We start from the raw sequence: 25,644 nt of genomic DNA, 5'->3' as shown, positions 1-25,644 counted from the left end.
CGACCGAATATTTGAAGGCCACGAAGTCGCGAAGTGGCCTGACGGCGGATGGGCGCCATTCGAAGAGCGGGGAGACGCCCGACAGAGCGGCAGATCTGCGGCTCGCCTGGAATCTGTCGGCTGCCATCGCTGGCCCAGGATTCGCTCGAGTGTCCCCTGCTATCCGATACTCGCCACGGTACTCCCCTTCACTCCCACTCGATGGTGCCGGGCGGCTTCGATGTGACGTCGTAGACGACGCGGTTGATGCCGCGCACTTCGTTGATGATGCGGGTGGCAGCCGCCCCCAGGAAGGCCATGTCGTAGTGGTAGAAATCCGCCGTCATGCCGTCGACCGAGGTGACGGCGCGTAGCGCGCAGACGAATTCATAGGTGCGGCCGTCGCCCATGACGCCGACGGTCTGCACCGGCAACAGCACGGCGAAGGCCTGCCAGATGGCGTCGTAGAGACCGGCCTTGCGAATTTCGTCGAGGTAGATGGCGTCGGCCTCGCGCAGGATCTCCAGCTTTTCGCGGGTGATGCCGCCCGGGCAGCGGATGGCGAGACCAGGACCGGGGAACGGATGGCGGCCGATGAAGCTTTCGGGCAGGCCGAGCTCCTTGCCAAGCGCCCTCACCTCGTCCTTGAAAAGCTCGCGCAGTGGCTCGACAAGCTGCATGTTCATGCGCGCGGGCAGGCCCCCGACATTATGGTGCGACTTGATCGTGACCGACGGACCACCGGTGAAGGAGACGCTTTCGATGACGTCCGGATAGAGCGTGCCTTGCGCCAGGAAGTCCGCGCCGCCAAGTTTCTTCGCCTCTTCCTCGAACACCTCGATGAACAGCCGGCCGATGGTCTTGCGCTTCTTCTCCGGGTCGGCCTCACCTTCCAGCGCCGAGATGAATTTGTCGGAGGCATCGACCAGGATCAGCGGCAGATTGTAGTGCTGGCGGAACATCGCCACCACGCCGGCGGCCTCATCCTTGCGCATCAGCCCGTGGTCGACGAGGATGCAGGTGAGCTGGTCGCCGACCGCTTCATGGATCAGAAGCGCAGCGACCGACGAGTCCACCCCACCCGACAGCGCGCAGATGACCTTGCCCTTGCCGACCTGCTTGCGGATCGCCTCGACCGCGTGCTCGCGGTAGGCACGCATCGTCCAGTCGCCCTCGATGCCAGCGATGTTGTGGACGAAGTTGCGCAGCAGCCGGGCACCATCCGGCGTGTGCACCACCTCGGGGTGGAACATGATGCCGTACATCTTGCGCTCGATATTGCCGAAGATGGCGAAGGGCGAGCCTTCCGACTTGCCGAACACTTCGAAGCCCCTGGGCAGGGAGATGACGCGATCGCCGTGGCTCATCCATACCTGGTGGCGCTGGCCGGTCGCCCACAGGCCGTCGAACAGCGGACTGTCCTTCTCGATCTCGACGAAGGCGCGGCCGAACTCGCGATGGTCCGAGCTTTCGGCGACACCACCCATCTGTACGCACATGGCCATCTGGCCATAGCAGATGCCGAGCACCGGCACGCCTGCGTCGAAGACGATCTGCGGCGCGCGCGGGCTGCCGATATCCGACGTCGAGGCGGGACCGCCCGACAGGATGACCGCCTTGGGATTGATGCGTTTGAACGCCGCTTCGGCCGACTGGAACGGCACGATCTCGGAAAACACGCCCGCCTCGCGGATGCGGCGGGCTATGAGCTGCGTAAACTGGCTGCCGAAATCGACAATCAGGACGGTGTCGGGATGATTGGCTGTTTTCATGGCGAGCGTTTAGAGAAAGAAATGAGTCGGCGCAATGGGTTGCGAGGCCTTGCTGTCACTTCGATTCCACGACTTCACCTTCAACGCCAGCGTCTTCATCCATTGCCGCAGCCTGTCCGGCCACAAGCGCCCGCAAAGCACCCATCAGCGCCGTGAACCGCTCCTCGCCAATGCGATCGACATAGTGCCGCTCGATCTCCATCTTGACCCGATCGCCGTCGCGCAAGGCGTCCAGCCCCTTGCTCGTATAGCGCACCAGCTTGCCGCGGCCATCGTGCGGATCGGGCAGGCGCTCGACAATGCCCTCCGCCTCGAGGCCATCGAGCAGTTGCTGGATCGCCTGCTTGGAGATTGCCGAGCGTTCGATCAAGGCCGACTGGCGTATGCCGCTCCTTTCGATATGCCCAAGCAGGCCAGCACGTGCTTCGGTGAACCAGCCATGACCGGCGGCCCGCATCGCGGCGGCGAATTCAGCCTGCCAGGCACGGCTTGCCTGCCATAGCCGCCAGCCGACGTGATCGGGCAGCGCCTCGGGATTTTCGTCAAGCTCCTTGACCATTCTGTCCGAACTCCATATAGTCAAGATACTTGACGACATTCATCCCGTCGAGGCTCTTTCGAACTCAAGCACGCGGACAGGAACCATGACAATTCTCGACAGGAATACGCTGGCCGTTATCATGATCGGCACCACGCATGTCATCGACATGGGCGGCAAGGATGCCTTCATCCACTACGAAGACGAGAACCGGGCGCATATGCTGCTGCCGGATGGCACTCTGTTCCATGGACTTTGGATGCTACTCGACGACGGCTACAAGGTCGAATGGACGGACGGTCCCACCGGCGCGTGGAAACTCGATCATTCGCCGGGAACAATCGCTTATGTCGATGCGAACGGCGCGGTGCGCGGGCGCATCTCGCGCATCGATTTCGGCGATCCCGCGCGCTTGGCCGCTTGATCCGATTCGCGGTCAGGTGCTGAGCAGGCCATCGCCGATCGCCTGTTCCAGCAGCCCGACCGCCCCGGCCAGTTTCTCGTCGATGACGTGCAGATATTCGGTCCAGTCATTGACATGCCGCAGATCGGCGGCACCATCGGAAATGCCGCGCAGCCCGATCAGCGGGATGTCGAACCGCTGGCAGGCGCGCAAGCAGGCGAAGGTCTCCATGTCGACCATGTCAGCCGCGATTGCGTCATAGGCGGCGCCGGTGATGATCGCGCCTCCGGTCGACAGCGTGGCCTCCCTTATGCCTGGAATGCGTAACGGCAGCGGCACCGTCACCGGCAGGTCGAGGAAGGGCGTCGCGCCCTTCTCGAACCCGAGCGGCGAGGCGTCGATGTCGCGATAGCCGACCGAGCTGGCCTGGTAGATCTCCGTCTGCTCCAGCGTCCGGCTGCCGGCCGAGCCAAGCGACACGACGAGGTCCGGCATGGTCCTCTCGGACTTCAGCCAGGAGAGTTCGGCGCCCAGCCTGACGCCGGCCTCGACCGGCCCGACGCCCGTCATCAGTGGCGTGAAGAGCCGGTTGAGGTGCGGACCGTATTCAGCCTGCGCCGCCATGACGAAGAGGACGTCCTTGCCCGATAATCTCGTCAGCTTTCCGGTCACGGTGATCTGCTCCTGCTGGCCCCTGCCACCTACGCCGGAAGGGAAGAAAGGCGATGTGCCCTCACCGGTCCCGGCCCTTCACCTTGGCTTCGGGCGTTCGGCTCCTGCCCGGCCGAGGCCCCGCTGCCTCCGGCAGCTCCCCGGCGTTCGTCACCTTTCATCGCGCCACCGGCACGATGAATTCGCCTGCGGCGAACCGACCACTCACCCTTCGATCCCATCACGTCCGACCACGGTCATCATCGTGCCGGTCATGGTGGCGATCAGCTTCGCCTCGCCATCGGTGGCGAAGGCATAGGCCTGGCCATCGGCAACGATGATGGTACGACCGGGCTTGGTCACCGAGCCGCGAAACAGGAAGCGCTCGCCCTTGCCCGGTGCCAGGAGATTGACCTTGAATTCGATGGTCAGCACGCTGGAGCTTTCCGGCATCAGCGAGAAGGCGGCATAGCCGCAGGCAGAATCCAGCGCCGTCGAGATGACGCCGGCGTGGAGGAAACCGTGCTGCTGGGTCAGTGCCGCCGAATAAGGCATCTCGATCTCGATGATGCCGGGCGTCACCAGGGTCAGCTCGGCGCCGATCGTCGCCATTGCCTTCTGGCGCGCGAAGGATGTCCTGACGCGGTCTTCATAGTCCGGGGCGGGTACGATCTTTGCTGCCATGGCCGTTGCCTTCCTTTATGCGGACAAGCTTATTGCAGAGGCATGGGCGGCAGGCAAATGCTTTTGCTGCACTGCAACAAAACGATCCCGGGGGTGTGCTAGTTCAACCAGAGAAGCGATGCGTTGAGCAAAGTGGCGAATGCCACCCATGCCGCATATGGCGCGAACAGCCAGCCGGAAAGCCGGTCGCGGTTCCAGACCCTGGCAATGAACAGCACAATGCTGGCGAGAAGAAGCACAATGACGACCAGGGCAGGACCGATCATCCTGGCGCCGAAGAAGGTCGGCGACCATAGAAAATTCAGCACCAGCTGGACGCCCCAGATCTTCATCTCGGTTCCAGTCGGCTGCCGCAGCCATGTCCGCCAGCCGGCCACGGCGATCAGCACATAGAGTAGCGTCCAGGCAGGCCCGAAGATCCAGTTGGGCGGATTGAACGGCGGCTTGGCCAGCGATGCATACCAGGCGCCCGGCAGCGTTGCGTAGCCGATCAGCAGGCCTCCACCCAGCACCAGGATGAGGAAGAGCAGAAGCGTCAGGTATCTTTGCAAGGATTCCCCCCTGATGGCGGCATGAGGCGCGCATCTGCAACTGGGGCGGCATCGCCACCTGTCAACGGCAGCGTCAGTTCGCCCGGCGCATGGCGCAGAAATAAAACCCATCCGTGCCGCTCAGCGCCGGCGAGAGCGAGATGTCGCCGGCGGCGCCGATGCGCACAGCCGCGTCATGGCCCGGAAAACGGCTGTCCCAGAGCTGGCGGTGATCGACCGGCACGAAGCCACTGTTGCGCTCCCGGAATGCCGCGATCTGTTCGCCATTCTCCTCGTCGAACACGGAACAGGTGATGTAGACGAGCAGCCCACCGGGTTTGACATAGGCTTTGGCCGCATCGAGGATCGCCGACTGTTCGCCCTTACGGGCGTCGAGCTGTCTTTGCGTCAGCCGCCATTTGGCGTCGGGACGGCGCCGCCAGGTGCCACTGCCGGTGCAGGGCGCGTCGACGAGAACGATGTCCATGTGGTTGGAGAGCGGCGCGAGTTCCGAAGGCTTGGTCACCACCTGCACATTGCGGTTTTCCGAACGGCGGATGCGGTCGAAGATCGGCGCCAGCCGCGCCTTTTCGGCATCGTGGGCAAAGATCTGGCCGCGATTGTCCATCGCCGCCGACAGAGCCAGCGTCTTGCCGCCGGCGCCGGCGCAGAAATCGAGCACCTGCATGCCGGCCTCGGCGCCGGCAAGGGCTGCCGCCACCTGCGAGCCTTCGTCCTGGACCTCGAACCAGCCTTTCTGGAAAGCCGGCTCGGCCTGCACGTTCGGATGCCTGCCGTCACCATCGATCGGCGGGATGCGGATGCCGTGCGGCGCGATGGCCGCAGGTTTCGCGCCGGTTCCCGACAGTTCAGCCAGCACCTTGTCGCGATTGGCCTGCAGTGTGTTGACCCTGAGGTCGAGCGGCGGGCGTGTCGCCAGCGCCGCGCCCTCGTCGACCCAGCTGGCGCCGAAGGCTTGCTCGAAAAGCGGCGCGCACCAGTCGGGAACATCCGCCCGCACCGCGTCCGGCGCATCGGCAAGCCGGCGCCCGGCGATTGCCTGAAGTTCAGCCGCGGTCAGAAGCGGCGGCGCGAACTTGTCGCCGTCAAGCGCATCGTTCAGAGACTGCGCCGTCTGGCCCCATTCGAGCAACAGCGCGCCGAAGCCGATGGCGCGCGGCGTGTCCTCGCCCAGCAGCCAGCCGGCGGAACGCTTGTGGCGCAACGCATCATAGACGATGTTGCCGATCGCCGCGCGATCACCGCCGCCGGCGAAGCGATGCGACAGGCCCCAGTCCTTCAGCGCATCGGCGACCGGCCGGTGACGCCGGCCGATGTCTTCAAGAACTTCGATGGCCGCCGCCAGCCTTCCGCCCAGTCGCATGGTGTTGTTCCGTCACGCAGAAAATTATTCCGGCCCTGCTCTAGAGCGCGCAACCGGCGCGCACAAGCAGTCCAGCCAGCACAACCGCTCCGCTTTCCAACTTTTCTGGTTGCGAATACTCTTTTTGCTGTGATTCGCGGCGCGAAACGCAGGCTGGCGGATCGACACGAGGAGAGGGCAATGAAGACTTATCTGGCGGAAGTTCTAGGCACATTTCTATTGGTATTCATCGGTACGGCTTCTGTGGTGACGGGCGGCTTCGGCGGCGCGCTTCCGCTCGGCCAGGAAGGCATCGGCCTGGCGTTCGGCATCGGCCTCATTGCGGCGGCCTATGCGATCGGCCCCATCTCGGGTGCACATCTCAACCCGGCGGTGACGCTCGGTGTCTTCCTTGCCGGCCGGCTGCCAGCCAAGGACGTCATCCCCTACTGGATCGCGCAGATCATCGGCGCCATCCTGGCCTCGCTGGCATTGTGGATCATCGTGTCCGGCCAGGCTGGCGGACACACCGGCGGCTTTGGCGCAAATGGCTGGGACGAGACGAAATGGGGTGTCAGCTCGGCATTCCTGTGGGAACTGATCGGCACCTTCACCTTCGTCACCGTGATCCTCGGCGTCACGGCCGAAAAGCACTCACCGGCGTTTGCCGGACTGGTCATCGGCCTGACGCTGGCGGGAATTCACTTCGCCATGATCCCGGTGACCGGCACATCGGTCAATCCGGCCCGGTCGATCGGCCCGGCGCTGTTTTCCGGAGGGGCCGCGATCAGCCAGCTCTGGCTCTTCATCGTTGCCCCGTTGATCGGCGGCGCCATCGCCGGCGTCGTCGCCAAGGCACGTGTCTTCGAGAAGGACTGAGTTTTGGAAGACTGACCATGGAAAGGCGCGGACCAAACCCGCGCCTTTTTCTTTGGTGGATACGAGAATTGCCGGTGGCTCACGCGAACAGAAACCGGTCGTCTGCCGCGATGGCAAGCTACGGCGCCGCCTGTCTGACGACGCTTTTGCAGAAGCGGACATTACCGGCGACCGCGTTTGAGGGTCGCGGGTGCGCCCGGAACAGCCGACCGAACTATGCGCAAGACAGGCATATCTTTCGCAGCTAATATTCCAGAGCTTTCGACCCTTGCGGCAACGTGGCTGGCGGCTGTATTTGGCTTATCGCCAAGGACGATGCTCGCAAGCTACTGATGTTACGGCTGCGGGCCTGAACCAGGGGTGACAATGGCGATAAGGGCAATCGGTACGGGCTTTGGCCGAACAGGAACGGATTCGATGCGCGAGGCGCTGACGATCCTTGGTTTCGGCCCCTGTCACCACATGTTCGAAGTCATGGCCAATGAAGACCAGAAGCGGCTTTGGCGTGCGCTGGCGAAGGGGGCGGCACCAGACTGGAACCAGCTGTTTGCGGGCTACGCGTCCTGCATCGACTGGCCTTCGGCGCATTATTGGCGTGACCTGATTGAGTTCTATCCGGACGCCCGGGTTATCCTGACATACCGATCGCCGGAAAGCTGGTGGAAAAGCTTCGAGAAGACGATCCTGCAGGGCATCAGCCAGAGCACGGATCAGGAATCGCTGGGTCTTGCCTTGATCTCCAGGCAAGTCTTCGACAGCCGGCCGCACGATCGCGCCAATGCTATGGCCGTATACGAAGCCAATGTAAGGGCGGTCATCGCGACAGTGCCGCCGGGTCGGCTGCTGGTCCACAATCTGGGCGACGGGTGGGAGCCGCTCTGCCTGCATCTTGGCGTGCCCGTACCGGACCAGCCGTATCCCAACCGCAACAATACCAGGGATTTTCAGTCGACTCTTGCGCAGAACTAGTCTGGCTGTCTGCAGTGGGTCAGGTCACGGCGATATCCGCGACGACGCTCAGAGCCGCTGTCGGCGCAAAGCGAACAATCCGAACAACCATCCCCTCACGCCGTCTTCTGCGTCACCAACCCCAACTCCTCGACCATCGCATTGCGCATCAAAAACTTCTGCGGCTTGCCTGTCACCGTCATCGGCAATTCGGTGCGGAAGCGGATGTAGCGCGGGACCTTGTAATGAGCGATCTGGCCGGCGCAGAAGGCCTTGATCTCCTGCTCGGTGACGATCTGGCCGGGCTTGAGCACGATCCAGGCGCAAAGCTCCTCGCCGTATTTGGGATCGGGGATACCGAACACCTGCACTTCCTTGATCTTTGGATGGCGGTAAAGGAATTCCTCGACCTCGCGCGGATAGACGTTTTCGCCGCCGCGGATGACCATGTCCTTGACCCGGCCGACGATGTTGCAATAGCCCTCGGCGTCGATGGTGGCGAGGTCCCCGGTGTGCATCCAGCCGTCGGTGTCGATCGTCTCTCGGGTCTTGTCGTCGTCGTCCCAATAGCCCTTCATCACTGAATAGCCGCGCGTGCACAGTTCGCCCGGCACGCCGACGGCGACGGTGGCGCCATCGGCGTCGATGGCCTTGACCTCGACATGGGGGTGGACGCGCCCAACGGTCGAGACGCGTTTCTCCAGTGGGTCGTCGACGCTGCTCTGGAACGAGACCGGGCTGGTCTCGGTCATGCCATAGGCGATGGTCACCTCCTGCATGTGCATCAGCGAGATCACCTTCTTCATCACCTCGATCGGGCACGGCGAGCCGGCCATGATGCCGGTGCGCAGGCTGGAGAGATCAAAGGTCGCGAAATCCGGATGATCGAGCAGGGCGACAAACATGGTCGGCACGCCATAGAGCCCGGTGCAGTGCTCCGCGGCCACCGCGTTCAGCGTGGCGCCAGGGTCGAACCCCTCGCCCGGGAAAACCATGGTCGCGCCTTTCGACACGCAGCCCATCGTGCCCATCGACATGCCGAAGCAGTGGTAGAGCGGCACCGGAATGCAGAGCCGGTCGTCGACGGTGAGCCGGATCGCCGAGGTGACGAAATTGCCGTTGTTGACGATGTTGTGGTGGGTCAGCGTCGCGCCCTTGGGGGCGCCCGTGGTACCCGACGTGAACTGGATGTTGATGGCGTCGCCGGGTTTGAGCCCCTCGGAAATGCGGTCGAGGCTATCATGCTCGTCGCGTCCGGCCATTGCCAGCACGTCGGCGAAATTGAACATGCCGGGCGAGTTGTCCTCGCCCATGCGGATGACGATCTTCAGCGTCGGCAATTTCGTTGCCTTGAGCTTGCCCGGTGTCGCCGTCGCGATCTCCGGCGCCAGCGTCTCGATCATGCCGAGATAATCGGAGGTCTTGAATTTGGCTGCCGTGACGAGCGCCTTGCAGCCGACCTTGTTCAGTGCATATTCGAGCTCGGTCAGCCGATACGCAGGGTTGATGTTGACCAGGATCAGGCCGATGCGGGCGGTGGCGAACTGCGTCACCAGCCATTCCCAACGGTTGGGCGACCAGATGCCGACGCGATCGCCCTTTACGAGGCCAAGCGCCAGGAAGCCGGCTGCCAGCGCGTCCACTGTGTCCGACAGCTCGCCCCAGGTGAAGCGCTTGTCCTGGCCGACGAAAACAGCGGCATCTTGCGTGGCGTATTTGCTGGCGGTGTCGGAAAACAGCGTGGGAATCGTCTTGTCGAGCAGCGGCACGGCGCGCTCGCCCGAGACATGCGCCTTGCCGTCGACGGGTGCCAAGAAGGTGCTGCCACCGCGCGCTCCACGTCCGCGCAGGTTGGTGGCGTTCTTCAGCTCGTCGAGATTGACCGGCATGGCTGTCTCCTCCCAGGCGCGCCCGAGTCTATCAGCCCGGCGCGGCAGTGGAAATCCTGTCGATGGTACTGGAAGGCATGAAGGCCCCCTCACCCGGGTTGCCAACCGAATTACAAGGGCAATTCGGGGCAACCCGACCTCTCCCCGAGGGGAGAGGAGGCGCCAGCGTTGACGCAAGTCTCTTCTCCCCTCGGGGAGAAGGTGGACGCGAAGCGGCCGGATGAGGGGGCCTCTCATACGCCATTGCCCTGCCCTCGAGGGAGGGACTGCTATGCGACCGCCGCTGCCATCCTCGCAGCGATATCGCGCACGAGCGCCTCATCCGCCGCCGAACGATCTTTCCTTGACGCCACCAGACAAGCCTGCGACTTCAACACCACACCATCGCCCAGCACCTTGAGATGATTGGCGCGCAGCGTCGAGCCGGTGGTGGTGATGTCGACGATGACATCGGCGAGCCCAGCTGCCGGTGCCCCTTCGGTGGCGCCGAGGCTTTCGACGATGCGATAGACCTGGATGCCATGTTTCTGCGAGAAGAATTGCTGGGTCAGCCGCCAGTATTTGGTGGCGATGCGCAGCCGCCTGCCATGGCGCTGGCGGAAATCTGCGGCGACGTCGTCGAGATCGGCCATCGTGTCGACGTCAAGCCAGATGTCAGGCACCGCGACCACGACATCGGCGGTGCCGAAGCCGAGACGGGCGACGATTTCGGCGCGGGCCTCCCAGTCAGCGAGATTTTCACGCACCAGATCCTCGCCGGTGATGCCGAGATCGATTGCCCCCTGGCCGATCTCGCCGGCAATCTCGGAAGCCGACAGGAACGCCACCTCGATACTTTCCGCGCCTTCGATGCGGGCGCGATACTTGCGCTCGTCGCCGGGCAGGCTGACGGCAAGGCCGGCTTTGGCCAACACATCCAGCGCCTGCTCCTTGAGGCGGCCTTTCGACGGAATCGCGAGCGTGATCATTGCCCCGTCTCCCGCAGCGCATCGATGCGGTCGAGCCAGACGGAAAAGCCGACGCCGGGGATCGGCGTCTTCGCGCCGAGCAAGGTCAGCAACCGGTCATAGCGGCCGCCGCCGGCCAAGGGGCGGTCGCCGCCTTGCGCCGCGATTTCGAAGACCAGACCGGTGTAGTAATCGAGCGGACGGCCGAAGGCGGCATCGTAGCGGATTTTCTGCGCCGGCAGGCCATGCGCTTCGATCGCCCTGGCGCGGGCCGCGAATTTCTCCAGTGCGGGGGCCAGCGAAAGCCCGGCACCCGTGGCGAAGAGATCCAACGCCTGGGCGGCGGCATCAAGCGGCACGTCGATCGCCAGAAAGCCCTTCAGCGCCGCGAATGCCTCGTCGGACAGCCGCACGCTGCGCAGTTCGGCCTTCTCGATCAACCGCCGCGCGATGTCGGCCGGCGAGCGTCCGGCGGATGCCGACAGGCCGGCCTCCTCCATGCCGCCCGCGATGTGGGCGGAAAGACCTTCCAGATCGCCGTCGAGGACAAGGGCGGCGACCGGGCCGAAGAGCTGGCCGTTGCGCGGCGGGTTGGCGAGATCGGCGAGCGCCGCCTCCAGCATCGGCGCCGAGCCGAAGGCTCGGGCAAGGCGCATGCGCCAGCCGCGCGGCAGCCCAAGGGCGGCCAGCACGGCCTCGAAAATGGTCTGGTCACCGAGCGTGACCGCCAATGCCTGGCCCGGCAGCACCAGGGCAAGCAGCGCGTGTGCGTCGGCGATCGAGCGAGCATCGGCTTCAGCGGTATCGCGGTCGCCGAGATCCTCGATACCGGCCTGGAAGAACTCGTTGCCGCCTTCGCGGCGCTGGCGAAACACCTCGCCGAGATAGGAATAGCGGCGCGGCGTGCCGGCCTGCGAACGGATGTGGTCAAGGCAGACGGGAATGGTGAATTCCGGCCGCAGGCATAGCGTCTGCCCGGTCTCGCTTTCGGTAAGGAAAATACGGCGGCGCAGATCCTCGCCGGCCATGTCGAGGAAGGGGTCCGCCGGCTGCAGCACGGCGACCTCGACCGCATGCGTGTTGCGCGCTGCGAGGAGGTTGATGATGTCGGCTGATATTGCGGGGTAGCGGGAGGTCACGGGTCGCGCTTCTTACTTCGCGCGATCAGCGGCCTGCGCCGCCAGGATCTTCTTCACCTCGGCGACCAGTTCGCTTTCCGCCACCGTCACCTGCGCCGGGCGCGCGGCGCGCCATTCGGCGTTGCCGGTGATCTCGGCCGACATGCGCGCGCCTTCGATGAGGTCCTTGATCTGCAGTTCGCCCTTGGCGCGCTCGTCGCCGCCCTGGATGACGGCGATGGGGCAGCCGCGCCGGTCGGCATATTTGAGCTGCGCCTTCATGCCGGCGCCGCCAAGATACATTTCGGAACGGATGCCGGCGGCACGCAGCTCCGCCACCATTTTCTGGTAGCGGCCGAGGCTGTCGGTATCCTTGTCCATCACCAGCACGACGACCGGCGCGATCACATCCGCGCTGTCGAGCTTGCCGAGATTCTTCAGCGCGGTCATCAGCCTGGAAACACCGATGGAGAAACCGGTCGCTGGGACGGGCTCGCCACGGAAGCGCGAGACGAGACCGTCATAACGGCCGCCACCACCAACCGAGCCGAAGCGCACGATCTGGCCATCTTCATTGGGGATTTCGGCCAGCAACTCGGCCTCGAAGACCGGGCCGGTGTAGTATTCGAGGCCGCGCACGACGGAGCGGTCCATGGCAATGCGGTCTTCGCCGTAGCCCGCCGCCCTGACCAGGGCTTCGATCGTCGAGAGTTCGCCAACGCCTTCCTGGAAGACCGCGTTCGCACTGACATTGGAATCCTGGCCGGCCTGTTCGTTCCTCGCCGTCGCGAGAAGAACCGCCTCGGCCTGCGTGGCATTCAGCCCGGCGCCCTTGGCGAAGTCGCCTTCGCCTTCCTTGCCGCCATCCCAGCGCCCCGGTCCCAGCAGAAGTCTCACGCCTTCCGGCCCAAGCTTGTCCAGTTTGTCGATCGCCCGCAGCACCGTCAGCCGGCGGCCGGCATTGTCCTCGCCGCCAAGGCCGATCGCTTCGAGCACCCCGTCGAGCACCTTGCGGTTGTTGACGCGGATGACGTAGTCGCCGCGCTTGATGCCGAGCGCTTCCATCACGTCGGCCATCATCATCGCCATCTCGGCATCGGCCGCGACGCCCGGCGTGCCGATCGTGTCGGCATCGAACTGCATGAACTGGCGGAAGCGGCCGGGGCCGGGCTTCTCGTTGCGGAACACCCAGCCGGAGCGGTAGCTGCGGTAGGGCTTGGGCAGGCGCTCGTAGTTCTCGGCGACGAAGCGCGCCGTCGGCGCGGTCAGGTCATAGCGCAGCGACAGCCACTGGTCGTCATCGTCCTGGAACGAGAACACGCCTTCGTTCGGGCGATCTTGGTCAGGCAGGAACTTGCCCAGCGCATCGGTGTATTCGATCAGCGGCTGGTCGGCCGGTTCGAAACCATAAAGCTCATAGACCGAACGGATCGTCGCCATCATCTTCTCGACGGCGCGGATGTCCTCAGCGCTGCGGTCGGCAAAACCGCGCGGCAGTCGCGCTTTCGTCTTTTCCGATTTGTCGGCCATGAGCGGGGTCTTTTTGTTGAGTAAATGCGGACTTGTTTCGAGTGCGCGTGTCCTAACCGATGCCGCTTGGTGCGGCAAGGCCGGCGAGGCGCACCATCCCTGCCCTCTAGGAGATGATGGGGCGAGCGCCGACTTTCGCTCCGGCCCCTTCTGAAACAAACCGCACCGAAAATGAAACAATCCTGCCACGAGTGCGGCATCGTACCGACACAATCGGAGCCGATAAGCACGCCGAAACAAGGGGTTCGGGGCCATGGCCACGGCGGCAAAATTCCACTCCATCAACGATAGCGCCAGCAACCTGTCCGCGCGTCTGCGCCCGGCCGACACTCATGCACCGAAAATAGTCCGCCAGGCCGCGGGCCCGTTCGAGGTCACGGCCAACGATGGCAAGGGACCTACGATGCGCGACGCGTTGATGACCGGCCTGCTGGTGATCTATCCGGCGCTTGCCACTGTGGCGGCGATCGTCGCGGGGCTCTTCCTGGCCGGCGCCAACGGTACCTGAGCCCTACTTCGGCCGTTTGAAAGCCTTCCGTTCCTTCTCGACTTGCTTGCGGCAGGCGCAACCCTCGAGATGATCGTTGACCAGGCCCATCGCCTGCATGAAGGCATAGACCGTGGTCGGGCCGACAAAGCTCCAGCCGCGCTTCTTCAGTTCCTTCGAAATCCGCACCGAGACTGCCGTGGTCGGGTTGGCGCGCAGATGGGCGAGGTCGACGATCTCGGGCCGTTCGTCCTTGCCGGGTTCGAACTTCCAGAACCAGGCGGCCAGCGAGCCGAATTCATCGGCCATCTCGCGGGCGCGCCTGGCGTTGTTGATGGTCGAGACGATCTTGCCACGGTGACGGATGATGCCTGCATTGCCAAGCAGGCGTTCGACATCCTTGTCGGTGAAGGCGGCGACCTTGTCGAACTCGAAATTGGCGAAGGCCTGGCGAAAATTTTCCCGCTTGCGCAGGATGGTCAGCCACGACAGGCCCGACTGAAAGCCCTCGAGGCAGATCTTCTCGAACAGCCTGCGGTCATCCGCCACCGGCCGGCCCCATTCATGGTCGTGGTAATGCAGATAGTCGGGCAGGTTGCCGTGCCAGAAGCAGCGCGCGACACCGTCGGGGCCGGCAAGCAGGCCGGTGTTTTCTTTTTCCATGGCGACAAATCCGTTCGTTAACGCGCCTTTGCGCTGCATTTACCGCGGCTTTACCAGATTCCTGAACCCGGCGGTAACCACACCAAAAGGTTTACTGACACTTGCGCATTTTACGCATTCCGATTCATGTTTCGGTTGCTGCTTCCACGCCAATGATCGCCGAACCGGGAGGACGTTTCCACCCGTTTGTGTTCGACGATCAAGGTGCGTTCCAGATGAAGAGAGTTCTGTTTCCCTTGCTCGGCGCCGTGGCTGTGTTTGCCGCTGGCGTCACGCCCTCCGCTGCCGGCGACCGCTATGCCGACCGGCCGCCGGTGATGGTGAGCCCCGACCTTTCCGCACCCTGGGTGCTGCAGCTTGGCCATGCGCCCGGCATCGTGCGGCAGAACCGCCAGTCCGTGCAGCAACAGCCGCGCCTGCGCTATTCACAGCCCGATCGTGTGCAGACGGCGGCCGTGCAGGCGCCGGCCAAGCGCATGGTCATGCGCCCGCAGATCAATCCGATCTACCTGCCGCAGGAAGTCGCCTATGACGGTCCGCAGAAGCCAGGCACGATCGTCATCGATACCACGCAGAATTTCCTGTTTCTGATCGAGAAGAACGGCAAGGCACGGCGTTATGGCGTCGGCACCGGCAAACCGGGCTTCGAATGGTCGGGTACCCACAAGATCACCAACAAGCGCGTCTGGCCGGACTGGCGCCCGCCGACGGAAATGATCAAGCGCGAGGCCGCCAAGGGCCGCTACCTGCCGACCTACCTGGCCGGCGGCATGGAGAACCCGCTGGGCGCACGCGCGCTCTATCTCGGCACCACGGAGTACCGCATCCATGGCACCAACCAGCCGTGGACGATCGGTGGCGCGGTGTCTTCGGGTTGCATCCGCATGCGCAACGAAGACGTCGTCGACCTCTATGAACGGGTCAATGTCGGAACCACGGTCGAGGTGATATAGTTCCTGACGCGAATCACTTGGCCGGCAAAGCAACCAGCTTTTCGGGGCCAGTCCAGGGATAACGGGGGACGGGCCGTATGGGGATGCGGTCAGTCAGGAAGGGCAGCACGGGAAACCGCGCTGCCCTTTCCGTTTTCGAGCAAGACGCGGCCTGGCATCGGGCCTAAACCTCGACCGCACGTCGCGCAACGAGCATAGCGGTTCGCTTTCGTGCTGCCCTTCGCTGTATTCTTTTGCTATCTCGGCGCAAGTTCCATCGAGAGAGTTCGTCCATGCCCTTGTCCGATGACAGCCGCTATCTCAGAGGCGGCCCGGTCGCCCAGCGCATTATCGCAGCCGTGCGCGAGGATGCGGCGATTGCCAAGGCCGAGGGCTTTCCGCCCAAGCTGATCTCGATCACCGTCGGCGACACCGCGGCGGTTGACGTCTATGTGCGCAACCAGCGCGCCAAGGCCGAGCTCGCCGGCATCGATTTCGAGGAACGGCGCTTTCCCGCCACCATCACCGCAGGCGAACTGGAAGCTTCGATCCACGGCCTGAACGCCGATCCGCGCGTCACCGGCATCATCATCCAGCGGCCGGTGCCGGCGCATATCCCGATCAGGACGCTGCAGGCGGCGGTGCATCCGCTCAAGGATGTCGAAGGCATGCATCCGGCTTCGATCGGCAACATCGTCTACAACCAGCTCGACCTCGCGCCCTGCACGGCGGCCGCCTCGGTCGAACTGCTGAAGGAAACCGGCCTCGACCTCAAGGGGCTGGAAGTCGTCATCGTCGGCCATTCGGAAATCGTCGGCAAGCCGATTGCGTTCCTGTTGATGAGCGAAGGCGCGACGGTAACGGTCTGCCACCACATGACGCGTTCGGTTGCCGCCCATGCGCGGCGGGCCGATGCGCTGTTCGTCGCCGTCGGCAAGCCGCGGCTGATCAAGGCCGACATGGTCAAGCCCGGTGCGGCCGTCATCGACATCGGCATCAATTCCGAAATCGGACCTGACGGCTCCACCCACATCGTCGGCGATGTCGACACCGAGAGCGTGCGCGAGGTCGCCTCCTGGATCACACCGGTGCCGGGCGGCGTCGGCCCCATCACCGTTGCGATCCTGCTGCGCAACACGATGGTGGCGCTCAGCCGGCAGCGTGCGCTTTACGAAGCAACCTACGGCACGGCGGGCAGGCTCGCGGCGGAGTAAGCGCAGGGCGGCGCCAAGGCCCCCTCACCCAACCTCCGCTTCGCTCGGCTGACCTCTCCCCGAGGGGAGAGGAGACTTACAACGCCAGCGCTTCCCTCTTCTCCCCAGCGGGGAGAAGGTGGCCGCGAAGCTGCCGGATGAGGGGGATTTGCCGTGACGCTGACAGCGGCAACGCGACCTTACTCAGCAGCGACCAGTCTCTCCTCAGGGACGCCTTCCGGCCTTGGCCCGCCATAGGCCCAGTCGAGCAGCTTTACCGTGTGCACCACCGGCATCCTGGCGGCGGAAGCTATCTGCGTGATGCAGCCGATATTGCCGGTGGCAACGATCGACGCACCCGTCGCCTCGATGTTTTTCACTTTGCGGTCGCGCAGTTTTGCCGAAATCTCGGATTGCAGGATGTTGTAGGTGCCGGCCGAGCCGCAGCACAGATGGCCCTCGCGCGGTTCGCGCACGATGAAGCCGGCCTTGGCCAGCAGCTCCTTTGGCTGGCGGGTGATCTTCTGGCCGTGCTGCATCGAGCAGGCCGAGTGATAGGCGACCACCGTGCCTGGCTTGCGCACGGGTTCGGGCAGGTCGAGAGCGGCCAGATATTCGGTGACGTCCTTGGCCAGCGCCGAGACGCGCGCGGCCTTGTCGGCATAGGCCGGATCGAGGCGCAGCATGAAGCCATAGTCCTTGATCGTCGTGCCGCAGCCGGACGCGGTGATGACGATGGCGTCGAGCCCGCCTTGTTCGATGGCGCGAATCCAGGCGTCGACATTTTGCCTGGCAGAGGCAAGCGCCGCCTCTTCGCGTCCCATGTGATGAACCAGCGCGCCGCAACAGCCCTCGCCCGGCGGCACCACGACCTCGACGTCCAGCCGTGTCAGCAGCGAAATCGTCGTCTCGTTGATGGCGGGATCAAGCACCGATTGCGCGCAGCCTGTGAGGATGGCGACACGACCCTTCCTAGTCCCCTGCCCGGCATGGACGCCCGGCGAGGCCATCGGCGAGGCTGCCGGGATCGAGGCCGGAGTGAGTTTGAGCATCGCGCCAAGCGGTTTTAGCGCCGGGATTTTCTCGAACAAGCCGATGAAGGGCTTACCGAGTTTCGCCAGTTTGAGCGCGGCGCGAAAACGCTTGGGATAGGGCAGCACGAAAGCCAGCATGGCGCGAGTCAGCCGGTCGAGCAGCGGCCTATGATAGGTCTCCTGGATATGGGCGCGGGCATGATCGACCAGATGCATGTAGTTGACGCCCGACGGGCAGGTGGTCATGCAGGCAAGGCACGACAGGCAGCGGTCGATATGGGTGACGATCTCCTTGTCGGCCGGACGGCCGTTCTCCAGCATGTCCTTGATCAGGTAGATGCGCCCGCGCGGTGAATCGAGCTCGTTGCCGAGCGTCACATAGGTCGGGCAGGTGGCGGTGCAGAAGCCGCAATGCACGCATTTGCGCAGGATCTTTTCCGATTCCGCGACATGCGGATCGGCAAGCTGGGCAAGCGAAAAATTGGTCTGCACTAGGAGAATTCCTTACTGTCCGAGCATGATCTTTTCCGAAAACCGGTCCCCACTTTTCGCGATCATGCTCTAAAGTCCGAGGAACCAGCTTTCCGGGTTCTTGACCGGCTCGCCGCGCTGCAGCGCCTGAAGGCCGAGGATACAGCGGGCGATGAACCAGACGGCGACGGCGAACATCAGCAGGAAGCCGATCGCCACGAAGATCAGCACCACCGAGATCAGCGCATAGAGCAGGCCGATCCAGAAGGTACGGATCAGGAATGTGTAATGGCTCTCGACGAAGCCGCCGGCCTTGCCGCGGTTGACATACGCCAGCACGATGCCGACAAGGCCGCTGATGCCGATGACCAGGCCGGCGAGATAGAGGATGTAGATGACCAGTGCATTGGTCGGCCCTGGTTCCAGCCAGCGGTCGGTCTGGCGCGGTGCGGGCTTGTCGTTCTGGCCGGAATTGATGTCGCTCATGGTGTCGCTCCCTAGGTTGCGATGCCGAGAGTAGCAGAGCCTACGCCCGGCGCCATGCGGCCGGGATTGAGAATGGCCTTGGGATCGAACTCGGCCTTGAGCCTGGCCGACAACGCGGCCAGATGCGGCGCCTGCGGTTCGAACACCGGCACGGCGGCGCGATGGGCGGGTGCGGCTCGCACCAGCGTCGCGTGGCCGCCGCCATGTTTCCGCAACAGCCCGCGCAGCAGAGCGGCTTCCGGATCACCCTCTTCCATGCGCAGCCATACCAGCCCGCCCTGCCAGTCATAGAAGGCGCTGACCGCAGCCTGCATGCGCAGCGTCAACACCATCTGGTGGCCTTGGGACGGCGTCATCGACACGCGCCAGACCGGCTTCTCGCTGCCGTCGGCGAAAGGCCTGATATCGCGCACATCGCGCCAGATCAGCCGTGAGGCTTCGCCGGAAATCTCCTGCAGCGGCCCGGCATTGGCGAACAGCGTTTTCAGCGCGGCGATGCGGTAGGCGACCGAGGGGCCAAAACCTTCGACGCGCAGCAGCGTGGCGGCATCGCTGCCGAGCGTGCCGCCGGCGACACGCGCGGCGATGCGCTCCGGCAGATGGGCGGCACTCGACACTTCCGCGCTGCAGCCGAGCGCCAGCGCCATGGCGCTTGCTGCGGCATCGTCGAGCAGGCCACGGATGGCGAGCGTGACCTCGGTCTCTGCGGCGGGCAGCACCTTGAAGGTAACGTCGGTGAAGACGGCCAGCGTGCCCCAGCTGTTCGCCATCAGCTTCGACATGTCGTAGCCGGTGACGTTCTTGACCACGCGGCCGCCGGACTTGAACGCTTCGCCACGCCCGGAGACCACATTGATGCCCAGAATATGGTCGCGCGCCGCGCCCGCCTTCAGCCGGCGCGGACCGGAAAGGTTCGCGGCGAGCACGCCACCGATCGTGCCCTTCCCCGGTTCGCCACCGAGTAGCGGGCCGTAGTCCATCGGCTCGAAGGCCAGCTGCTGACCGTTTTCCGCCAGCAGCCTTTCGATCTCGGCCAGCGGCGTGCCGGCCTTCGCCGACAGCACCAGTTCTGCGGGTTCATAGAGTGTGACGCCGGTGAGCTTCGACAGGTCGAGCGTATGCTCGGTCTGCAGCGGCCGACCGATGCCGCGCTTGGAACCATGGCCGAGGATTTCCAGCGGCGATTCCTCCGCCACCGCCCAGGCGACGGTGGACAGAACTTCGTCTGACGTGGTCGGGGTGAAGGTGGTCATGGTCGATCCTGGTTTCTCGTCCCCGCGAAGCGGGGGAGAGGTGGCTCGGGCGAAGCCCGAGACGGAGAGGGGGCTATCATAGGGCGTCGCCTCCGACCTTCTTGGCCGCAAAAACGAACCTTAGATCTGAGGCGATCACGTCTTCGGCTAATCGCCCCTCCAGTGCCGCAAGTATGGTCTCGCAGACAGTCCGGTGGGCCTTAAAAATGTCGACATTCCAGAAGCGCAACACCGAGAAGCCTTCATCACGCATGAAGTCGTCACGCCGCCTGTCATAGGAGCTGTCGACGTGTTGACTTCCGTCAAGCTCGACGACCAATTTTTCGCTGCGGCAGGCAAAATCCGCAAAATATGGCCCGATTGGCATCTGGCGAACGAATTTGTAGCCGCCCAGCCTTCTGGCTTTCAGCTCATTCCAGAGGGTTGCCTCCGCCTGATTATCACCGTGGCGAAGCACACGGGCGCGGGCGATCTTCTCGGGCGAGCGGCGGCTTGGCAGGTCGGTCGCAGACCCCCTCTCCGTCTCGGGCTTTGCCCGAGCCACCTCTCCCCCGCTTTGCGGGGGAGAGGAACCCCCATTCTGAGACATCATCATCTCAAAACCTCGGAATGTCCGGGAACGGCAGCTTGCCGCCGGAAATGTGCATGCGGCCGAGTTCGGCGCAGCGGCGAAGCTGCGGGAACACCTTGCCCGGGTTTAGCAGATGGTTGGGATCGAAGGCGCATTTGACGCGCATCTGCTGGTCGAGGTCGATCTGGTTGAACATCTCCGGCATCAGGTCGCGCTTCTCGACGCCCACCCCGTGTTCGCCGGTGAGCACGCCACCGACCTTGACGCAGAGCCGCAGGATATCGGCGCCGAAGCTCTCGGCTTTGTCGAGTTCGCCCGGCACATTGGCATCGTAGAGGATCAGCGGATGCAGGTTGCCGTCGCCGGCATGAAAGACATTGGCAACACCGAGCCCATATTTCTCCGACAGCTCGCGCATGCCGGCGAGCACGCGCGGCAGTTCCTTGCGTGGAATGGTGCCGTCCATGCAGTAATAGTCGGGCGAGATGCGGCCGACGGCTGGGAAAGCCGCCTTGCGGCCGGCCCAGAAGCTCAGCCGCTCCTGCTCGGACTGCGATATGCGGCAGGTGGTCGAGCCGTTGCGGATGGCGATCGCCTCGACCGCGGTGATGAGATGATCGACCTCGACGCCCGGCCCGTCGAGCTCGACGATCAGCAGCGCCTCGACATCGAGCGGATAGCCGGCATGGACGAAATCTTCCGCCGCGTGGATCGCCGGCCGGTCCATCATTTCCATGCCGCCAGGAATGATGCCGGCGCCGATAATGTCGGCGACGCACTGGCCGCCCTGCTCGCTGGTCGGAAAGCCGATCAGCAAGGCGCGGGCCGTCTCCGGCTTCTTGAGGATGCGCACGGTGACCTCGGTGACGACGCCGAGCAGGCCTTCGGAACCGGTCATGACGCCGAGCAGGTCGTAACCTTCGGCGTCGAGATGGCTGCCGCCGAGCCGCACCACCTCGCCGTTCATCAGCACCATCTCGATGCCGAGCACATTGTTGGCGGTGAGGCCGTATTTCAGGCAGTGCACGCCGCCGGAATTTTCCGCGACGTTGCCGCCGATCGAGCAGGCGATCTGGGAGGATGGATCGGGGGCGTAATAAAAGCCCTCCTGCTCGACGGCGGTGGTGATGCCGAGATTGGTGACGCCCGGCTGGACGACGACGACGCGGTTGGGGAAATCGATCTCGAGGATGCGGTTGAAGCGGCTCATGACCAGCAGCACCGCGTCCTCGAGTGGCAGCGCGCCACCCGACAGCGAGGTGCCGGAGCCGCGCGGCACGACACGGATGTTGCGGTCGTTGCAATATTTCAGCACGCGGGAAACCTGCGCCACCGTTTCGGGCAAGACCACGACCAGCGGCAATTGCCGGTAGGCCGTGAGCCCGTCGCTCTCGAAGGCACGCATGGCGTTGGCCGCGTCGACGACACCCTCGCCCGGAACGATGATGCGCATGTCGGCGACGATCTCGTCGCGCCGGCGCATCGTGGCGTCGTCTGGTTTCGGCATGGCCAGGCCGGACATCAACAGCCTCATTTCGATTGACTGGTCAAATTCTTTTACCAGTGAAGCGCGTCCGTTGCAAATGCTGGCTTGGTGAAGACTCCAACGTCAAGGCCGGGACAAGCTTCCGCAGCGGCAATCTGCCGCTGCTTCACCCTCCCCCTTCTGGGGAGGGTCGCGAACGAAGTGAGCGGGGTGGGGGTCGGCGCGGCGTTTTATGAGCACCCCCACCCCGTCTCACGATCTTCGCTACGCTGCGATCATGAGCCGACCCTCCCCACAAGGGGGAGGGTAAAAGCGGTGGCTATTCGCCCGCCAGCTTGCCGGGTTCGGAATGCATCCGGCGCACGCGGCGCACGCCCCACCAGACCAGCGGGATGGCGACCGGCACCGAAGCGGCGGTGACGACCTCGGGCGCGAAGGCATGGCCGAAGATCGAGGCGCCCTTGGCGACGTAGCCGATGAGGCCAACCACGTAATAGGAGACGGCGGCGACCGAGAGGCCTTCGACGGTCTGCTGCAGGCGCAACTGCAGGCGCGCGCGGTTGTTCATCGAGGCGAGCAGGTCGCGGTTCTGCTTCTCGACCTCGACATCGACCCAGGTGCGCAGCAGCGTGGTGGCGCGGGTCAGCTTGCGCGACAGGTTGGCCTGCCGCTCCTCGACCGATCGGCAGGTGCGCATCGCTGGCGCCACGCGGCGCTGCAGGAACCCACCCCAGGTGTCGTAGCCGGGCACGGCTTCTTCCTCGAGCGCCTCCAGCCGCTCGCCGACAATCCCGTCATAAGCGCGGCTGGCGCCGAAACGGTAGAGGCTCGACGCCGCGTCGGCTTCCAGCTCCGCGGCAAGCTCGGTGAGATCGGCCAGCAAGGTCTGGCTGTCGCGGGTCTCGGCGACCTTCATCTCCAGCGTGGTCTGGGCCAGCCTGTCCTCGATGCGGCGGGCACGGCCCGATAGGGTCAGCGCCAGCGGCAGGCCGAGCATGGCCAGCGTGCGATAGGTCTCGATGTCGATCAGCCGTTGCGACAGTGCTCCGGTGCGCGCCGGCGTCAGGCCGCGATCAAGCACCAGCATGCGCGTCATGCCGTCGCCATCCTGGCGAAAGTCGGTGACGATGGCGGCATTGCCGCGCTCGACCAGCGAATAGCACAGGCTGGTCGGATCGAAGCCGGCGATCAGTCGCTCACTCGCCTGCGTCCATTTGCGGATTTCGAGCCTGATGCCCGAAATGACGGTTCCTGGCGGGGAAAACCCGTTGCCGAACGGCGAGTCCTCCTGCATCCGACCGCTTTCGGAGAGCGGCCCTTCCCAAAGATAGGTCGAGAACTCCGTATGCCGCTCCCAGCGCAGCGAGCCCTTGCCCCACTTCATGGCGTGGTGACGGGCCTGGCGGTCGGGCGCGGCGATGCCGAGGCGCCGCGACAGTTCGGAAAGCACCGCGTGATCGACGCCGGAGCCGCCCTCGGTCATGAAGGCGAGTTGCACGAGGACGCGCGGCTTTTCGATCAGCGGATGCGGCCGGGCATGGACCTCGCCGAGCGCGCCCGGCCGTCCCTCATGCGCGGGAAAACCCATGACGCTGCCCTTGGCGCGCGGCTGGAACTCGAGATTGGACGGGTCGTCTGACACGGCTTGTCCCCCGGGTTTCTGTGAACCCTCTTGCAATCGCGTCCCTCTAGAGCCAATCACCAGATGACGCAAACAGCAAAGTTTAGCCGAAGATGATATGGCGCCGGGCGGCAAAACCGACCCGCTACGACCAATTGGATAAATAATTTGACCAGTTGGCGACGCAGGCTTTATCCTGCGCGACACCGGTTCACCTTCCAGGCACCCTGTTGAGCGACATTTTTTCCAGGATCGAGCATTCGCGCACCGCCGACGAGGTGGTGCAGCAGATCGAGAGCCTCATCCTCGAAGGTGTCCTGCGCACCGGTGACCGGTTACCGGGCGAACGCGAGCTTGCGCGCCAGTTCGACGTGTCGCGGCCGATCCTGCGCGATGCGCTGAAGGCGCTCGAAGGGCGCGGCCTTTTGACGACAAAGGCCGGCGGCGGCACGCATGTCGCCGACATCATCGGCCAGCTGTTCAGCAAACCGGTGGCGGACCTGATCTCGACGCACCGCAAGGCGGTGACCGACTATCTGGAATACCGCCGCGAGATCGAGGGCATCGCGGCCGAATACGCGGCGCGGCGTGCCACCCCGGACGATCTGGCGCTGCTCGACCGCATCATGGCGCGCATGGACGAGGCGCACCGGACCGGCGATTTCGACGACGAAGCCGAAATCGACGTCGAGTTCCATCACGCGATCTGCGAATGCGCGCACAATATCCTGCTCCTGCACACGCTGCGCTCGTGCTATCGGCTGCTGTCGGAAGGCGTGTTCCAGAACCGGCTCCTGGTGTTCACCGTGCCTGGCGCGCGCGAGGCGCTGCTTGCCCAGCACCGGGCGATCCATGCAGCGGTGAAGGCCGGCGACCCGGCTGCCGCCCGCCAAGCGGCGATGGACCACATGATCTATGTCGAGCGGTCGATGGCCGAGGCCGAGCGCAGCGGCGACTGGCAGCGCGTGTCGCGGCTCAGGCTGAAGCAGCGCGTCGACGCGACCGATACCGAACCTGCACGCAAACGCTCCTGATATCGAAACGGAAAGCCCATGAGCCAAATCCTGACCATCGCCGACCTCAAGGACCTCGCTCGCCGGCGGGTGCCCAAGATGTTCTTCGACTATGCCGATTCAGGCGCATGGACCGAGAGCACCTATCGGGCCAACGAGGAGGACTTCCAGAAGATCAAATTCCGCCAGCGCGTCCTGGTCGACATGGACAACCGGTCGCTGGCTTCGACGATGATCGGCGAGAAGGTCTCGATGCCGGTGGCTCTGGCGCCAACCGGCATGACCGGCATGCAGCATGCCGATGGCGAGATGCTGGCGGCGCAGGCGGCGCAGGAATTCGGCGTGCCGTTCACCCTGTCGACGATGAGCATCTGCTCGATCGAGGATGTCGCCTCCGTGACCACGAAGCCGTTCTGGTTCCAGCTCTACGTGCTGCGCGACAAGGATTTCGTGTTCAACCTGATCGACAGGGCGAAGGCGGCGAAATGCTCGGCCCTGGTGCTGACGCTCGACCTGCAGATTCTCGGCCAGCGCCACAAGGACATCCGCAACGGACTTTCGGCGCCGCCCAGGCTGACATTGAAGAACATCGTTGACATGGCCATCCGCCCGCGCTGGTGCGCCGCCATGGCCGGCACAAAGCGGCGGACCTTCCGCAACATCGTCGGCCACGCCAAGGGCGTCGGCGACTTGGCCTCGCTGGCATCGTGGACATCGGAGCAGTTCGATCCGCATCTGTCGTGGAACGATGTCGCCTGGATCAAGGAGCGCTGGGGCGGCAAGCTGATCCTGAAAGGCATACTCGACAAGGAGGATGCGCTGATGGCGGTGAAGACCGGCGCCGATGCAATCATCGTTTCCAACCATGGCGGGCGCCAGCTCGACGGCGCGTCGTCGTCGATCATGGCGCTGGAAGAGATCGCCGATGCGGTCGGCGACAGGATCGAAGTGCATATGGATGGCGGCATCCGCTCCGGCCAGGATGTGCTGAAGGCGCTCTGCCTTGGCGCCAAGGGCACCTATATCGGCCGGCCATTTCTTTACGGCCTGGGCGCGCTCGGCAAGGAAGGGGTTACCAAGGCGTTGGAAATCATCCGCAAGGAGATGGACATAACGCTGGCGCTGTGCGGAAAGCGTCTGGTCACCGACATGGGCAAGGACCAGCTCCGGCGCTAAGTCCGTGACGGCCTGACCACGGAGACA

25 protein-coding genes are annotated in these 25,644 nt (G+C 64.3%); 8 read left to right on the top strand and 17 right to left on the bottom strand.

Translation table 11 applies throughout. The features are described 5' to 3' along the window. Nucleotides 1-188 precede the first annotated feature (188 nt). Together guaA and OOJ09_RS00210 are read right to left on the bottom strand one after the other, a co-directional pair. Nucleotides 189-1,751, bottom strand: a complete 1,563-nt coding sequence (gene guaA, locus OOJ09_RS00215; RefSeq protein WP_269903254.1) for a glutamine-hydrolyzing GMP synthase — start codon at nucleotides 1,749-1,751, stop codon at nucleotides 189-191. Nucleotides 1,752-1,806: 55 nt separating this feature from the next. Then, on the bottom strand, nucleotides 1,807-2,310 hold the full coding sequence (locus tag OOJ09_RS00210; RefSeq protein ID WP_269903253.1) for a MarR family winged helix-turn-helix transcriptional regulator: 504 nt from the start codon (nucleotides 2,308-2,310) through the stop codon (nucleotides 1,807-1,809). A gap of 85 nt (nucleotides 2,311-2,395) precedes the next feature. Here OOJ09_RS00210 and OOJ09_RS00205 point away from each other — a divergent pair, with 85 nt between their 5' ends. Next, nucleotides 2,396-2,713 carry a hypothetical protein gene (locus OOJ09_RS00205; RefSeq protein WP_269903252.1) on the top strand — a complete coding sequence of 106 codons (318 nt, stop codon included), beginning with the start codon at nucleotides 2,396-2,398 and terminating at the stop codon, nucleotides 2,711-2,713. A gap of 12 nt (nucleotides 2,714-2,725) precedes the next feature. Here the strand turns inward: OOJ09_RS00205 and OOJ09_RS00200 are convergent, their stop codons facing one another. From OOJ09_RS00200 to OOJ09_RS00185, 4 genes are all read right to left on the bottom strand, one after another. Beyond that, nucleotides 2,726-3,364, bottom strand: coding sequence for a 5'-methylthioadenosine/S-adenosylhomocysteine nucleosidase (locus OOJ09_RS00200; RefSeq protein ID WP_269903251.1), 639 nt, complete (start codon nucleotides 3,362-3,364; stop codon nucleotides 2,726-2,728). 204 nt (nucleotides 3,365-3,568) lie between these two features. Continuing rightward, complete coding sequence (locus OOJ09_RS00195; RefSeq protein ID WP_269903250.1) at nucleotides 3,569-4,027, bottom strand: PaaI family thioesterase; 459 nt, start codon at nucleotides 4,025-4,027, stop codon at nucleotides 3,569-3,571. A gap of 98 nt (nucleotides 4,028-4,125) precedes the next feature. After that, the gene (locus OOJ09_RS00190) at nucleotides 4,126-4,578 is read right to left on the bottom strand and encodes a TspO/MBR family protein (protein WP_269903249.1); all 453 of its coding nucleotides are present in this window, start codon (nucleotides 4,576-4,578) and stop codon (nucleotides 4,126-4,128) included. Nucleotides 4,579-4,651: 73 nt separating this feature from the next. Beyond that, the gene (locus OOJ09_RS00185; protein ID WP_269903248.1) at nucleotides 4,652-5,941 is read right to left on the bottom strand and encodes an RsmB/NOP family class I SAM-dependent RNA methyltransferase; all 1,290 of its coding nucleotides are present in this window, start codon (nucleotides 5,939-5,941) and stop codon (nucleotides 4,652-4,654) included. A gap of 180 nt (nucleotides 5,942-6,121) precedes the next feature. On the opposite strand from OOJ09_RS00185, the gene OOJ09_RS00180 reads away from it, so the two are divergent. Then, complete coding sequence (locus OOJ09_RS00180) at nucleotides 6,122-6,799, top strand: MIP family channel protein (protein ID WP_269903247.1); 678 nt, start codon at nucleotides 6,122-6,124, stop codon at nucleotides 6,797-6,799. A 366-nt stretch (nucleotides 6,800-7,165) separates the two neighbouring features. Continuing rightward, nucleotides 7,166-7,768: a sulfotransferase family protein gene (locus OOJ09_RS00175; RefSeq protein WP_269903246.1), complete on the top strand. Its 603-nt coding sequence runs from the start codon at nucleotides 7,166-7,168 to the stop codon at nucleotides 7,766-7,768. A 95-nt stretch (nucleotides 7,769-7,863) separates the two neighbouring features. On the opposite strand, the gene OOJ09_RS00170 is transcribed toward OOJ09_RS00175, so the two are convergent. The 4 genes from OOJ09_RS00170 to hisS all read right to left on the bottom strand — a co-directional run bounded on the left by OOJ09_RS00170 (nucleotide 7,864) and on the right by hisS (nucleotide 13,231). Continuing rightward, the gene (locus OOJ09_RS00170) at nucleotides 7,864-9,636 is read right to left on the bottom strand and encodes an AMP-binding protein (protein WP_269903245.1); all 1,773 of its coding nucleotides are present in this window, start codon (nucleotides 9,634-9,636) and stop codon (nucleotides 7,864-7,866) included. A 269-nt stretch (nucleotides 9,637-9,905) separates the two neighbouring features. Then, nucleotides 9,906-10,604 (bottom strand): ATP phosphoribosyltransferase, encoded by a 699-nt coding sequence (gene hisG, locus OOJ09_RS00165; protein WP_269903244.1) that lies wholly within the window; start codon nucleotides 10,602-10,604, stop codon nucleotides 9,906-9,908. Next, on the bottom strand, nucleotides 10,601-11,722 hold the full coding sequence (locus tag OOJ09_RS00160; RefSeq protein ID WP_269903243.1) for an ATP phosphoribosyltransferase regulatory subunit: 1,122 nt from the start codon (nucleotides 11,720-11,722) through the stop codon (nucleotides 10,601-10,603). The genes hisG and OOJ09_RS00160 overlap by 4 nt, the downstream gene beginning before the upstream one ends. Before the next feature lie 12 nt (nucleotides 11,723-11,734). Next, the gene (hisS, locus tag OOJ09_RS00155; protein ID WP_269903242.1) at nucleotides 11,735-13,231 is read right to left on the bottom strand and encodes a histidine--tRNA ligase; all 1,497 of its coding nucleotides are present in this window, start codon (nucleotides 13,229-13,231) and stop codon (nucleotides 11,735-11,737) included. A 253-nt stretch (nucleotides 13,232-13,484) separates the two neighbouring features. Between hisS and OOJ09_RS00150 the strand changes: the two genes are divergently transcribed. Continuing rightward, the gene (locus OOJ09_RS00150) at nucleotides 13,485-13,739 is read left to right on the top strand and encodes a hypothetical protein (RefSeq protein WP_269903241.1); all 255 of its coding nucleotides are present in this window, start codon (nucleotides 13,485-13,487) and stop codon (nucleotides 13,737-13,739) included. A 3-nt stretch (nucleotides 13,740-13,742) separates the two neighbouring features. Here the strand turns inward: OOJ09_RS00150 and OOJ09_RS00145 are convergent, their stop codons facing one another. After that, on the bottom strand, nucleotides 13,743-14,381 hold the full coding sequence (locus tag OOJ09_RS00145; protein ID WP_269903240.1) for a DNA-3-methyladenine glycosylase I: 639 nt from the start codon (nucleotides 14,379-14,381) through the stop codon (nucleotides 13,743-13,745). A 215-nt stretch (nucleotides 14,382-14,596) separates the two neighbouring features. Between OOJ09_RS00145 and OOJ09_RS00140 the strand changes: the two genes are divergently transcribed. Further along, entirely contained in the window at nucleotides 14,597-15,334 is a 738-nt protein-coding gene (locus OOJ09_RS00140; RefSeq protein WP_269903239.1) for a L,D-transpeptidase, read from the top strand. Between the two features lie 272 nt (nucleotides 15,335-15,606). Then, the gene (locus OOJ09_RS00135) at nucleotides 15,607-16,527 is read left to right on the top strand and encodes a bifunctional 5,10-methylenetetrahydrofolate dehydrogenase/5,10-methenyltetrahydrofolate cyclohydrolase (protein ID WP_269903238.1); all 921 of its coding nucleotides are present in this window, start codon (nucleotides 15,607-15,609) and stop codon (nucleotides 16,525-16,527) included. A 179-nt stretch (nucleotides 16,528-16,706) separates the two neighbouring features. Here the strand turns inward: OOJ09_RS00135 and glcF are convergent, their stop codons facing one another. From glcF to OOJ09_RS00105, 6 genes are all read right to left on the bottom strand, one after another. After that, nucleotides 16,707-18,032 (bottom strand): glycolate oxidase subunit GlcF, encoded by a 1,326-nt coding sequence (glcF, locus tag OOJ09_RS00130; RefSeq protein WP_269903237.1) that lies wholly within the window; start codon nucleotides 18,030-18,032, stop codon nucleotides 16,707-16,709. Between the two features lie 69 nt (nucleotides 18,033-18,101). Next, nucleotides 18,102-18,497: a DUF4870 family protein gene (locus OOJ09_RS00125; protein ID WP_269903236.1), complete on the bottom strand. Its 396-nt coding sequence runs from the start codon at nucleotides 18,495-18,497 to the stop codon at nucleotides 18,102-18,104. Nucleotides 18,498-18,508: 11 nt separating this feature from the next. Beyond that, a complete protein-coding gene (locus OOJ09_RS00120; RefSeq protein WP_269903235.1) occupies nucleotides 18,509-19,750 on the bottom strand; it encodes an FAD-binding protein in 1,242 nt (413 codons plus the stop codon). 76 nt (nucleotides 19,751-19,826) lie between these two features. Next, nucleotides 19,827-20,294 carry an endonuclease domain-containing protein gene (locus OOJ09_RS00115; RefSeq protein WP_269903234.1) on the bottom strand — a complete coding sequence of 156 codons (468 nt, stop codon included), beginning with the start codon at nucleotides 20,292-20,294 and terminating at the stop codon, nucleotides 19,827-19,829. A 52-nt stretch (nucleotides 20,295-20,346) separates the two neighbouring features. Continuing rightward, nucleotides 20,347-21,843, bottom strand: a complete 1,497-nt coding sequence (locus tag OOJ09_RS00110; protein ID WP_269903233.1) for an FAD-linked oxidase C-terminal domain-containing protein — start codon at nucleotides 21,841-21,843, stop codon at nucleotides 20,347-20,349. Nucleotides 21,844-22,126: 283 nt separating this feature from the next. Then, the gene (locus OOJ09_RS00105) at nucleotides 22,127-23,449 is read right to left on the bottom strand and encodes a DUF3422 family protein (protein ID WP_269903232.1); all 1,323 of its coding nucleotides are present in this window, start codon (nucleotides 23,447-23,449) and stop codon (nucleotides 22,127-22,129) included. 209 nt (nucleotides 23,450-23,658) lie between these two features. On the opposite strand from OOJ09_RS00105, the gene OOJ09_RS00100 reads away from it, so the two are divergent. Further along, nucleotides 23,659-24,462 carry an FCD domain-containing protein gene (locus OOJ09_RS00100; RefSeq protein WP_091585982.1) on the top strand — a complete coding sequence of 268 codons (804 nt, stop codon included), beginning with the start codon at nucleotides 23,659-23,661 and terminating at the stop codon, nucleotides 24,460-24,462. 18 nt (nucleotides 24,463-24,480) lie between these two features. Next, nucleotides 24,481-25,617, top strand: a complete 1,137-nt coding sequence (locus tag OOJ09_RS00095) for an alpha-hydroxy acid oxidase (protein ID WP_269903231.1) — start codon at nucleotides 24,481-24,483, stop codon at nucleotides 25,615-25,617. Nucleotides 25,618-25,644 lie beyond the last annotated feature (27 nt).

This window comes from Mesorhizobium qingshengii (assembly GCF_027563465.1).
GTDB classification, from domain to species: domain Bacteria; phylum Pseudomonadota; class Alphaproteobacteria; order Rhizobiales; family Rhizobiaceae; genus Mesorhizobium; species Mesorhizobium qingshengii_A.
This window is presented reverse-complemented; position numbering and strand designations above follow the sequence as displayed.